Origin of the sequence: Rhodococcus sp. PvP016 (genome assembly GCF_017832185.1) — a bacterium.
Lineage (GTDB): Bacteria > Actinomycetota > Actinomycetes > Mycobacteriales > Mycobacteriaceae > Rhodococcoides.
Genome location: NZ_JAFIBH010000001.1, coordinates 37,323 through 49,224, shown reverse-complemented (window position 1 = coordinate 49,224; position 11,902 = coordinate 37,323). Strand labels below are relative to the sequence as shown.

Here is an 11,902-nt window from a genome sequence, read left to right as displayed (position 1 = left end):
GAGGACTCACAGGAGGCGACGACGCCCGCTGGTCCGGGCCACGCCCCACAGCTCGGGAAGAGAGACACATTAATAGTTGTTTAACCCAGGTATCTATCTATATAGTTGCAGACAGCAAGTAAACGAGTTCGAGGAGAGATCGCCGTGGCCGTCCACACCGAGACAGCAGAGCTGCTGATGGAAGAAGTCTTCCGCTTCGGCCGCGCACTGCGCGTGGCCGTGTCGACGGGGGACGACCGCACCGAGTTGCCGGCCGCCCTGGTCGGCGTACTGGGAACGCTCGCCACCCACGGCGAGTGCCGACAGTCCGAACTGGCGAACGCCATGTGCACCAGCCAGTCCGTGCTCAGCCGTCAGCTCGCCGAGCTGGTGGATGCGGGCCACGTCGTGCGCACTCCCGATCCCGACGACAGACGTGCCACCCGGGTTCGGGTGTCCGACGCCGGACTCGCCTGCTTGGACCGCATCAAGGAACACCGAGTCGCACGGTTGTCCCGCATGTTGGGGGACTGGGACGAGGACCAGGCGAATGCCGCCCTCGACTCCATCCGTCGACTCACCACCACCTTCACCGACGAAGCGCAGGCCCGGCACTCCGGCCAGCGCGTCCTCTCGCATAACTGAGAATAGGAAGAACGACAGACATGACCGTCACACACGACACTCCGCCCTCCCGGGTGAGTGACACCGATCAGCTTTCGGCTCCCGCCGAGGCCGCCGCGGACTCGACCCCGATGACACACCGGCAGATCCTCGAGGCTCTGATCGGTCTGCTCGCCGGGCTCTTCACCGCCCTGCTCAGCACGACCATCGTCTCGACGGCACTGCCGACCATCATCGGTGACCTGCAGGGTTCGCAGACCGCGTACGCCTGGGTCATCACGACGGCACTGCTCGCCAACGCGGCGTCGACACCGATCTGGGGCAAGCTCGCCGACCTCTTCAACAAGAAGCTGCTGGTCCAGAGCTCGCTCGTGATCTTCGTCGCCGGCTCCGTCATGGCCGGCCTCGCACACAACGTGCCGATTCTGCTCGCCGCTCGCGTGGTGCAGGGCATCGGCATGGGCGGTCTGACCGCCCTCGTCGTCGCCATCATCGGCAGCATCGTGTCCCCGCGTGAGCGCGGCCGCTACTCCGGGTACATGGGTGCCGTCATGGCCGTCTCGATGTCCGGTGGCCCGATCCTGGGCGGCGTCATCGTCGACAGCCCCCTCGGCTGGCGCTGGTGCTTCTTCGTCTGCATCCCGCTCGCCGTCATCGCACTCCTGCTGCTGCAGCGCACGCTCCACATCACCACCGAGCGCAAGGAGGACGTCTCCATCGACTGGCTCGGCGCGCTGCTCCTCACGGCCGGTGTCTCCGTGCTGCTCATCTGGGTCTCGTTCGCCGGCAAGGCCGGGTACTACGACTGGATCTCTCGTGAGACCGCGATGTACGTCGGCGGCGGTGTCGCTCTGCTGATCCTCACCGTCCTCGTCGAGGCGAAGGTGAAGAGCCCGATCATCCCGCTGAAGATCGTCACCGAGCGCACCACCGGACTCGCGATCATCGCCTCGGTCGCCGTCGGTGTCGGCCTGTTCGGCGCCACCACCTTCCTGGGTCAGTACTTCCAGACCGCTCGTGGCTACTCGCCCACCGCGGCAGGACTGCTCTCCATCCCGCTCGTCGCCGGCATGCTCGTCTCGTCGGTCGGCTCGGGTCAGTTGATCTCCCGCTTCGGCAAGTGGAAGCCGTTCATCGTCACCGGATCCTTCCTGCTCGTCGTCGGCTTCGGTCTGCTGGGCAGCCTCGATCACGCCACCAACCTGTGGCTCGTGGGTGTCTTCATCGCCATCGTCGGCCTCGGTACCGGCATGCTGATGCAGAACTTGGTGCTGGCCGTGCAGAACACGGTGAGTGTGCAGAACATCGGTGCAGCATCGTCCACGGTCGCGTTCTTCCGGACGTTCGGCGGCGCCATCGGTGTCTCGGTTCTGGGCTCGGTTCTCGCCACCCGCGTCGCCGACAACTCGGCGGCCGGACTCGCTGCCCTCGGTGTTCCCGCCGGCTCCACCGGCGGCGGCACGCTCGACATCGCGTCGCTGCCCGACCCGATCGCCGCGGTCGTCCGCACCGCCTACGGTGACGCCACCGGGCGCATCTTCCTGATCGCCGGGTTCGTCGCGCTGGTCACTGTTCTCGCCGTGCTGTTCATCCCGAACCGCCCGCTGCGCACGACGATCGATCTGAAGCCGCAGGGTGAGCAGGCCGTGCCCGTCGAGGGCTCGGACGTGCAGGGCGAGACCGCCGTGGACATGCAGAAGGACGAGGCTCGCACCGACGCCGCGGACACCACCGAGATCGCACCGGTGACCGCTCCCGTCGGCAAGCACGAGGCCGCGGAGGGCTCCGCACCGTTCGACGGACTGAGCACCGATGCCCGTGACCGGCTGCTGTCGCTGCTGCTGCCCAAGCCCGCCGAGACTCTCGACGCGCTCGAGGAGGCCGAGGTCCTGCGTGCCGAGGTCGCCGATCTCCAGCAGGAACTCGATTCCAAGATGCTGAGCTTCGACGCCGTGTGCGAACGACTGCGCCGGCTGGGTCTCAGCGAGGACCAGATCGCTCGCGTCCTCGGTGACGTCCACGTGCCGGACGTGCACTCGCGGTTCGACGCCTCGCACAACTAGTTCGACGACGACAGAGCGGACGCACCCGATTCGGGTGCGTCCGCTCTCGTGCTCTCTCCAGCGGCAGGGGGTGTGTACACCCCGTGTGATGAGCGCACACCCTTTCCAGTCAGCCGTAGCGGGTGTGCAGACACCGAAAAGGGTGTGCGCTCCGGCCCAGACGTCGAACCAGTCGACCTACCGCACCGTCACGGGCATGCTCGCGTACCCGCTCGCACCGTCGGGAACGGTGTCGACGCGCACGTCCGTCTGCACCTCACCGGTGCCGTCGGTGGCCCGAGCCTCGACGCGGTGCTGGCCGGCGGTGGCGGTCCAGGCGTACGACCACTGGCGCCAGGTGTCGCGCGAGTACTCGTCGGAGAGGGTGGTCTCGGTCCAGGGGCCGTCGTCGACGCGGACCTCGACACGGGAGATGCCCCGATGCTGCGCCCACGCGACGCCGGCGATCATCACCGTGCCCGCCTGGACGTCCTTGCTGCCGACGGGAGTGTCGATGCGGCAGGCCGTCTTGATCGGTCCGCGCTCGGACCATCCGCGGTCGGTCCAGTACGCGCGGGCCTGGCTGAACTTGGTCACCTCGAGGTCGGTGACCCACTTGGTCGCCGAGACGTAGCCGTACAGGCCGGGGACGACGAGGCGCGCCGGGTAGCCGTGCTCGATCGGCAGCGGCTCCCCGTTCATGGCGACCGCGAGCATGGCGTCGCGCCCGTCCATGAGGACGTCCAGCGGAGTGCCGGCCGTGAAGTCGTCGTGCGACGAGGACAGCACCATGTCGGCCGCTGCCTGCGGACGTGCTTCCGCCAGAATGTCCTTCAGGGCGTAGCCGGTCCAGGTGGCGTTGCCGACGAGGTCGCCGCCGATGGGGTTGGACACGCAGGTGAGCGTCACCATCCGTTCGATCGACACACGCTGTTCGAGATCGGCCAGCGTCAGCGTCATCTCGTTGTCCACCATGCCGTGGATGCGCAGACTCCAGTCCTGCGAGTTCACCCGCGGCACCACGAGAGCGGTGTCGATCCGGTAGAACTCGGCGTTCGACGTGACGTACGGGGACAGTCCGGGCAGTCGGAGATCCGCGGCGGCGGGCACGGGCGGCGCCGGGCTGTCGGGCACCGGGACGGTGAAGGCGTTGCGGTCCTGCGTGACCGCCCGCGTGGAGGCGCCGAGCACCCGGCCCGCGGCGCCGGTCGCGACGGCCGCCGCAGCGCTGATTCCGGCGAGCATGACGAAGCGTCGACGGGAGAATCCCTCCGACGCGTCCGGGTCCGCGCGATCGACGAGCGACCGCAGGACGAGGATGCCGACCGCGACGCCGACGACGGTGGGGAGCGCGGCGATCGAACCACTGCCGGAGCGCGAGATCGCCGCCAGGACCCCGAGCACGCCGAGAACTACGAACAGTGCCGATCCGATGGGTCGTCGAGCACGTTCGAGGATGCCTGCTCCGGCGGCGAGGAGGGCGATGACGACACCCATACCGATGAAGAGGGCGAGCTTGTCGGAGGTGCCGAACGTGTCGATGGCCCACTCGCGGACGCCGGCGGGGGTGTTGTCGACCGCGGCGGACCCCACGGCGACGATCGGCGACGAGTCCGGGCCGACCACGGCGGCGAGGAGTTCACCGACACCGAGCACGAGGGCGGCCGAGAGGATTCCGGACAGGGCCCTGCGCATCACGTTCACTGTGTCACTCTAGTCGCGCGAGCACCGTGTCCGAATAGTCGTTTCCGAAGGTGCCGTGGGGATCCACCCGCTCGCGTTCGGCCACGATGTCGTCGAAGCGCGGGTACAGCGAACGAAGTGTGCCCGCGGTGAGGGAGTGCATCTTGCCCCAGTGCGGGCGGCCACCGACATCACGAGCGATCGCCTCCACCGCGTCGAAGTACCCGCCCACCGGCCGCCGGTGGTACTGGTGGACGGCGACGTAGGCGGTGTCGCGGCCGTGCGCGGTGGACAGCCAGACGTCGTCGGCGGCGGCGCAGCGGACCTCGACCGGGAAGGTCACGCGGTAACCGGTCCGCGCGATCCAGGCCTCGATCGCGCGGATCACGCTCGGCACGGACTCGGGCGGCACCGCGTACTCCATCTCGCGGAAGCGAACCCGACGGGAGGACGCGAACACGGACGAGCTCCGATCGGTGAACGTGCGACCCGACCAGGCCGCCGCCGACACCGTGTTCACCCTCGGGATGATCGAGGGAAACCGCGTCGTCACGCGGTTGATCACCTCGAAGGCGTTGTTGGACAACAGTTCGTCGTCGATCCAGGACGAGACACGCCCCACGGGAGACAGTGGCGTGTCGGCGGGCAGCCGCGTGTTGCGCTTGGTCAGCACCCGATCCGTGTGCGGGAACCAGTAGAACTCCGGATGGTCGACGTCGCGCATGTCGTCGGGGAAACGCTCGAGTGCCTCGCCGAGGCGACCCGGGGTCTCGTCCGCGTGCAGCGCGAAGGCCGGAACGCACCGCATCGTCACGGCGGTCAGGATCCCGAACGCACCGAGGCCGAGCCGCGCGCACTCGAACAGCGGCCCGTCCGACACCGTGACCTCCGTGCCGTCGGCGAGCACCAGTCGCGTCGCGACCACCTGAGCGGACAGCCCGGCGAACCGCGCCCCGGTACCGTGCGTGCCGGTCGAGATCGCACCCGCGAGTGTCTGCACGTCGATGTCGCCCATGTTGGTCAGCGCCAGTCCGCGGGCGTGCAGGAGATCGTTCAGGGTGTGCAGCCGCGTTCCGGCGCGCACGGTGACGTCGGTGGTGCCGTCCGGTCCCGCGGCCACACCCTCGATGCCCGTCAGATGGTCGAGCGCCACCAGGACGCCGTCCGTCAGCGCGGCGCCCGTGAACGAATGGCCTGCTCCGACCGCGTGGACTCGGCCCTGCGCGCGCACGACGACGTCCCGGATCTCGTCCGCGCTGTGCGGTCTCACGATCGACGCGGGCCGTGCGCGCTGGTTTCCCGCCCAGTTCGTCCATTCGGTCATGGATCGATACAAGTACTGGACAACCGTCCAGGTCAACCCCCTAGACTTTGTTCATGACTGTGCGCCTCCCCGCCGATCTCCGGCGTTCGCAGCTGATCGAGGCCGGACTCACCGTGGCAGCGGAGGCCGGGATCGCCGCCGTCACCGTGCGCGCCGTCGCCGAACACGCGGAGGTCTCGCTCGGCGTCGTCCACTACTGCTTCGAGAACAAGGAAGCGCTCGTCACGGCCATGGGCGAGGCGTTGGTCCAGGAGCTCGGCGCCGCCGTCGGCACGGCCCTGCACGCTGCCGCCGCCGATGGCCGGCGGGACTGTGTCGGCCCCCGTGCGCTGCGCGAGATCCTGCACCGCGGCGTGGCCGCACTCTGGTCGGTCATCGAGAGCACGGCCGACCGGCAGCTGCTCACCTACGAGATCACCGCCTACTCGGTGCGCTCCGCGGGAGCCGGGCCCGGCATCGGCACGTTGCAGTACCGCGTCATGGACACCGAGACGGAGCGCTTCCTCGAGGCGGCGGCCGAGGCGTCGCGGATGCGGTGGACCGAACCGATGACGTCGTTGACGCGTTCCGCGCTGGCGACCATCGACGGCGTGGTGCTCCGGTGGCTCGTCGACCAGGACACCCTCGCCGTCATCGCGGAATTCGACGACCTGGCCGCGCGCATCGCGGCAAAGGCGGTGCCGTCGTGACCGTGCTCGATCGGCTCGGTGCCGCCACGGCCGACCTCGACCCGCCGCTGCTCGCGATCGACGAGGAGTCGCTCGAGGCCAACCTCGCGGATCTGGTGCGACGAGCCGGCGGTACGCCCATCCGTCTCGCGTCGAAGTCCGTCCGCATCCGCGGTGTCGTCGAGCGTGCGCTGGCGGTGCGGGGGTTCGCGGGCGTCATGGCCTACTCGCTGCGAGAGGCGTTGTGGCTGAGCGAGGTGCCGGACGTCCTCGTCGGTTATCCCACCGTGGATCGACAGGCGCTCGCCACCCTGGCCGCGGACGCCGACGCGTGCCGACGCATCACTCTCATGATCGACTCGCGAGCACACCTGGACGTGATCGACGCCGCCGGTCCGTGGGCGGCTCCGGTGCGGGTGTGTCTCGACGTCGACGCGTCGCTCCGCATCGGACCCGCACACATCGGCGTTCGCCGGTCGCCGCTGCGTCGTCCGGCCGAGGTGGCCGCGCTGGCGCGGGAGGCGGTCCGGCGCGGCACGTCCGTCGTCGGCGTCATGTTCTACGAGGCGCAGATCGCGGGGCTGCCCGATTCCGGACGAGCAGTGCGGTGGATGAAGCGGAAGTCGGCGTCCGAGTTGGCCTTCCGGCGACGCGCCGTGGTCGATGCCGTGCAGGACGAGGTGGGCGTACTCGAGATCGTGAACAGTGGGGGCACCGGGTCGATCGAGGTGTCGGCTGCGGATCCGGCGGTGACCGAGGTGACGGCGGGATCCGGCCTGTTCGCGCCGACACTGTTCGACCGCTACGACGCGTTCACCGCGCGACCGGCCCTCTTCTTCGCACTGCCAGTCGTCCGCACGCCGACGCGGACCATCGCGACAGCATTCTCGGGCGGGTACATCGCCTCGGGACCGACAGGGGCCTCTCGCGTGCCGTCACTGATCGGACGCGGGACGTTGATCCGCACCGAGGGTGCCGGTGAGGTCCAGACGCCGGTGGTGGGTTCCGGTGCGGCGGTGGGGGATCGGCTGTGGTTCCGGCACGCCAAGGCCGGTGAGGTGTGCGAGCGCTTCACCGAGGCGCACCTCGTGTCCGCGGACGGCTCCCGCACGACGCTGCCCACCTACCGCGGTGAGGGTCGGGCCTTCGGCTGACCGGCATCACTCGTCCGGGCTCACCCGCATGAAGGCGCCGACCAACGACAGCTCCGCCGGTGTCGACGGGAGATAGTGCGTCAGCGCTGGCGAGCGCACGACGTACGCGGCCCACTGCCCCCGCGACAAGGCGACGTTGATGCGGTTGCGCGACAACAGGAATTGCATGCCGCGCGGCACGTCCTCGGGGGCCGACGCGGCCATGGACACGATCACCACGGCGGCCTCCCGGCCCTGGAACTTGTCGACGGTGCCGCACGAGGCCTCGTGCAGTCCGGCATCGTCGAGCGCCGCACGCACGGTGGCGACCTGGGCGTTGTAGGCCGCCACCACGAGCAGGTCCGAGGCGCCGAGCGGCCGCGTCTCCCCATCGCACGTCCAGGCCGATCCGACCAATGACCGTGCGAGTCGGACGATCTCGACCGCTTCCTCCCGCGAGGACGTCGCGTTGCCCTGGTGGTCGACCAGGACTGTGTGCACTCCCGGGTCCACACCGTCCAGGTGTCGCCCCAGCACGGTGTCGTGCGAGTGGAGCCGTCCGTCGTAGGACAGATCGGACACCACGGAACACAGCTCGGGGTGCATGCGGCGAGTGGTGGCGAGGAAGTACCCGAGGTCGGCCGGGAGCGTGTCGGAGCCGTCCGCGAGCCAGCCCAGAGCGGAGGTGTCCACCGGCTCGGGGTGGCTGCCCTGGCTCACCTGCGGCAGCTGCTGCGGATCGCCGAGCAGCAGGAGGTTGCGCGCCACCCGCGCCACCGCGATGGTGTTGGCCAGCGAGAACTGGCCCGCCTCGTCGACGACGAGCAGGTCGAGCTCCTGCTCCACGAACTCCTTGCGGTTGGTGAACGGCCAGGCCGTCGCACCGACGACGCATCCGCCGGTGTGTGTGGCCAGGTACCCCGAGTACGAGTCCACGCCGAGCCACGAGTGGGTGCTGTCGGACGACCCCTTCTTGGCGACGCTCCCGGGATCGAGCCCGGCGGCGACGACACCGTCGAGAAGATTCTCGATCACCGAGTGCGACTGGCCGACCACGCCGATGCGCCAGCCGTGATCGCGTGCGAGTGCGGCGATCACTCGTGATCCGGTGTAGGTCTTCCCCGTTCCCGGCGGGCCCTGAACCGCGATGTAGGAATCGTCGAGATCGAGGAGCGACGCCGTGATGGACGCGGCGACCTCCTCGTCGACGACCGTCGCGAGCGGTGCGCCGGAGCGGGTCCGGGGAGGATCACGACGCAGGAGGTCGACCACGGCCGAGGCGCGGACCTCGGGGAGGCGATCCGCTGCCTCCGCTGCGGTGGCGGCGATGGCCTCCCGCAGCGTGGTCGTGTTGACGAAGGCGTCGGGCGTCGTGGCGACCGGTGCGACATCGTGGGGTTCGGCGCCCTTGGACAGCGACTCCTCGAGCGTGAGGTGGGCGCCGTCCTCGGACACCTCGACGATGGTTCCGGGCATCGTCCACCGATACTGCGGGTTCGCGCGTTTGTCTGGCGCGATCCAGTCCGGAGCGGGCGGCGCGTAGAGCACGGTCACCTTCGATCCCACGCGCCCACTGCCGGGCCCGAACTCACCGCGCACCACACTCGTTCGCCGCTGGACCCGTTTGCCGGGCGGTGTCGCCCACTCGGTCATGGACTCCACCTCCTCGACCATGAACACGTCGCGGGTGTCCGCCCACTCGTCCATCGGAGACGACAGTCGGTCGAAGTGCGCCCACCAGTACGGCTTGTCCTCGCGCTGGTGATACCCGACAGCGGCCGCGAGCAGGGCGATCGCCTGCTGGTCGGTCGTGCGTGCGACCGGTTCACCGGCGAACTCCCACAGGGTGTCTCGCACGGCGTCCCGGTCCTCGTCGACCGGTTCGGCCGCGTCGAGCGGACCCCGAGGTTCCACCCCCGCACGCTCTGCGTGACCGAGCAACCAGTCGCGCAGTTCCCGCGTGGAGCGGCAGTCGTACTCGTTGTAGTCGGCGATCTCGGCGAGGACGCCGGCCGCCTCGTCGAGGTCACCGCGGTCGCGCAGATCGCACCACCGCGCGTACTCGGTGATGGAGGCGACGGCGTCCGCCACGTCGCCGCGGTGATCGGTCATGTAGAGCGGTTCGAGCTTCTTGATGCTGTAGCTCGGTGCGCCGACGCGTAGGGCGGACCGCACGACGGGATACAGGTCGACGAGGACCTGCTGCCGGAGAAGGTCGTCCACCTCGTTCTCGTACACCCCGTACCGCGAGGCCAGACGCAGCAGAGCCGACTTCTCGTATGCCGCATAGTGATACACGTGCATACCGGGGAACGCCTCGCGGCGTGCGCGCACGTACTCGACGAAGGCGACGAAGGCGGCCCTCTCCTCGTGCCGGTCGTGGGCCCAGAACGGCCGGAACGCTCCGTCGGACTCCATGACGCCGAAGAGGTACTCGAGCCCCCAGTCGGAGGAGCCGCGTTCGGCGTACAGCGGGTCGCCCTCGAAGTCGAAGAAGATGTCGCCCTCGTCCGGAGCGGGCAGTGCACCGAGAGCACTCGGGGTGTGCACGTCGACCACCGGTGAGCCCGACTGCTCCTGCTGCACCTGGGCGAGGGCCTGCACGCGCAGGGTGCCGAGGGACCGCTCCGAGAGGTCCGCGACGGGACCGGTGTGTGCGGCCAACTCGTCGACGGTCGTGATCCCCGCGGCGTGCAACGTGGACCGCTGGGAGACGCGCATCCCGGCGACCAGCAACAGGTCGCGCTGCGCCTCGACCTCGGGGGTGCAGTGCTCGCACCGGAAGCACGCGCGAATGTCGAGGTCGGCCCAGGATGCCGGGAGCAGTTGCGTCAGATGGCCGGACAGCAAGGCGACCATCTCGCGCCGTGCGCGGCGGTAGACGGGGAAAACGTCCGGCAGATGCACGGGATGGTCGGTGCCGTCACCGAGGACGAGGTGGCCCGTGGCTGACGTGGGAACGCCGACAGCCTCGAGCGCGTCGGCGTACGCCGCGATCTGCAGGACCGACGGGACGCGCTCGGTGCGCGAGAGCTTGGTGTCGTGCACCGCATAGGTGTCGGTCGACGGGTCGTGGATCAGGAAGTCGCTGAAGCCGATGAACTCGCCGTCGAAGAACGTGCCCTGGTAGATGACGGGGACGCGCTGCTGCGCCGCGGCGAGAGTGGCCTGTGCGGCGGCGGCCAACTCGGACGGGATGCTCTCGGCCGGCCGTTCGATGGTGACGACGCCGTCCGGATGCTCGCGCTTCAATCTCAGCAGCTCGCGGGCCTCGTGTTGACTGCCGAGGCGCGCGAGCCGGGCGAACATCGCGTCGTCGACCTGCTCGGTCTCGATGCGGCCGAGGTTCGCGTCGAGCGTGCGCAGGAGTGCGTACTCGCACCGGGACGCCAGCGCGAGGTCGCCTGCGCTGTGGACGAGCGTGTCTCCGGTGACGAACATGCCGCCACCCTAACGAGAGCGGCCGACAGGTCAGCGGGTCCCGAGGGCCGGTGCGATCGTCGTGCCCCACGCTTCCTTCAGCTGGTCCTCGAACAGTGCCCAGCTGTGCGAGCCCTCACCGCGCATCGAGATGGTCGCAGGCACGCCCGCCCTCCGCACCGCGTCGGCGAAGATGCCGGTGCACGTGTTCACCATGGCTTCGACGGCTGCTCCACCGAACGGGGGAATGCTGCCCGGCGGGATGCGATCGACGGGGCCGGGAACACCGCTCGCGGATCCTGCGTAGACAGCCGTTCCGCGGAGGCGGTCGGCGTGGAGGGACGGGTCGTGCTGCGCCCATGCGGGAGCACCGGGAGGGCCCCACATGTTGAAGGGGTTGTTCAGTGCGCCGCCGATCATGATCGAGATCGCGGCCTGGGCGAGCGGGTTCGACGAGGCGGGGCACCCGCTGATGGATGCCGCGGCACGGTAGAGGCCGGGGGCCTGCACGGCGAGATCGAGTGCCGGGCCGCCGCTCATCGACACCCCTGCCACCGCGTTGCGGCGCGTACTGCCGAAGTGCTGGTCCATGACGCCGGGCAGTTCCTGCGTCAGATAGGTCTGCCATTTGTTGGATCCGAGGATCGGATCGTCGGCGAGCCAATCCGTGTAGAAACTCAGACGCCCACCGATGGGGAGCACGACGGTGACGTTCTTGTCGGCGAAGAATCCCGGGGCGCCGGAGTTGTTGATCCAGCCGACTCCGTCCTCGTTGCCCAGGGCGCCGTTGAGAAGGTAGAGCGTGGGGAGCGACCCGCCGCGAGCCGGGCGGAGCACGTCGTTCGGCACGACGCGGTTCATGGCGGGGGAGTAGACGTCGACGACCGAGTGTGTCGGCGAGAGCTGCCGCACCCCGACCACTCGGGCAGGCTCCGCAGCGGTGGCGGCGGGCGCCCCGAGAAGAGCCGCGACGACGGCGACGACGATGACGAAAACCAACCTCATGGTCCGATGCTCGCACAGCGGAGG

Annotated in this window: 8 protein-coding genes; 4 read left to right on the top strand and 4 right to left on the bottom strand. The window is 69.3% G+C overall.

Features of this window, described 5'->3' with window-relative positions; all coding sequences use genetic code 11:
- Positions 1-144 precede the first annotated feature (144 nt).
- On the top strand, positions 145-624 hold the full coding sequence (locus JOE30_RS00205; protein WP_204868917.1) for a MarR family transcriptional regulator: 480 nt from the start codon (positions 145-147) through the stop codon (positions 622-624).
- A 110-nt stretch (positions 625-734) separates the two neighbouring features.
- Positions 735-2,666 carry an MDR family MFS transporter gene (locus tag JOE30_RS00200; protein WP_204870632.1) on the top strand — a complete coding sequence of 644 codons (1,932 nt, stop codon included), beginning with the start codon at positions 735-737 and terminating at the stop codon, positions 2,664-2,666.
- A gap of 177 nt (positions 2,667-2,843) precedes the next feature.
- Here JOE30_RS00200 and JOE30_RS00195 read toward each other — a convergent pair whose 3' ends face one another.
- A complete protein-coding gene (locus JOE30_RS00195) occupies positions 2,844-4,340 on the bottom strand; it encodes a molybdopterin-dependent oxidoreductase (RefSeq protein ID WP_204868916.1) in 1,497 nt (498 codons plus the stop codon).
- 13 nt (positions 4,341-4,353) lie between these two features.
- Positions 4,354-5,652, bottom strand: a complete 1,299-nt coding sequence (locus JOE30_RS00190) for a D-arabinono-1,4-lactone oxidase (protein WP_204868915.1) — start codon at positions 5,650-5,652, stop codon at positions 4,354-4,356.
- Between the two features lie 53 nt (positions 5,653-5,705).
- Between JOE30_RS00190 and JOE30_RS00185 the strand changes: the two genes are divergently transcribed.
- Together JOE30_RS00185 and JOE30_RS00180 are read left to right on the top strand one after the other, a co-directional pair.
- Positions 5,706-6,341, top strand: coding sequence for a TetR/AcrR family transcriptional regulator (locus JOE30_RS00185; RefSeq protein ID WP_204868914.1), 636 nt, complete (start codon positions 5,706-5,708; stop codon positions 6,339-6,341).
- On the top strand, positions 6,338-7,474 hold the full coding sequence (locus JOE30_RS00180; protein ID WP_204868913.1) for an amino acid deaminase/aldolase: 1,137 nt from the start codon (positions 6,338-6,340) through the stop codon (positions 7,472-7,474). The genes JOE30_RS00185 and JOE30_RS00180 overlap by 4 nt, the downstream gene beginning before the upstream one ends.
- Before the next feature lie 6 nt (positions 7,475-7,480).
- Here the strand turns inward: JOE30_RS00180 and JOE30_RS00175 are convergent, their stop codons facing one another.
- Entirely contained in the window at positions 7,481-10,894 is a 3,414-nt protein-coding gene (locus JOE30_RS00175) for a TM0106 family RecB-like putative nuclease (RefSeq protein WP_204868912.1), read from the bottom strand.
- 30 nt (positions 10,895-10,924) lie between these two features.
- Entirely contained in the window at positions 10,925-11,878 is a 954-nt protein-coding gene (locus JOE30_RS00170; RefSeq protein ID WP_056441924.1) for an alpha/beta hydrolase family protein, read from the bottom strand.
- Between the last annotated feature and the right edge of the window lie 24 nt (positions 11,879-11,902).

What these genes read in the sequence shown, in the direction of transcription:
- JOE30_RS00200 (WP_204870632.1), top strand. Translation starts at nt 735, where the DNA reads ATGACACACCGGCAGATCCTCGAGGCTCTGATCGGTCTGCTCGCCGGG.
- JOE30_RS00195 (WP_204868916.1), bottom strand. Translation starts at nt 4,340, where the DNA reads ATGCGCAGGGCCCTGTCCGGAATCCTCTCGGCCGCCCTCGTGCTCGGT.
- JOE30_RS00190 (WP_204868915.1), bottom strand. Translation starts at nt 5,652, where the DNA reads ATGACCGAATGGACGAACTGGGCGGGAAACCAGCGCGCACGGCCCGCG.
- JOE30_RS00185 (WP_204868914.1), top strand. Translation starts at nt 5,706, where the DNA reads ATGACTGTGCGCCTCCCCGCCGATCTCCGGCGTTCGCAGCTGATCGAG.
- JOE30_RS00175 (WP_204868912.1), bottom strand. Translation starts at nt 10,894, where the DNA reads ATGTTCGTCACCGGAGACACGCTCGTCCACAGCGCAGGCGACCTCGCG.
- JOE30_RS00170 (WP_056441924.1), bottom strand. Translation starts at nt 11,878, where the DNA reads ATGAGGTTGGTTTTCGTCATCGTCGTCGCCGTCGTCGCGGCTCTTCTC.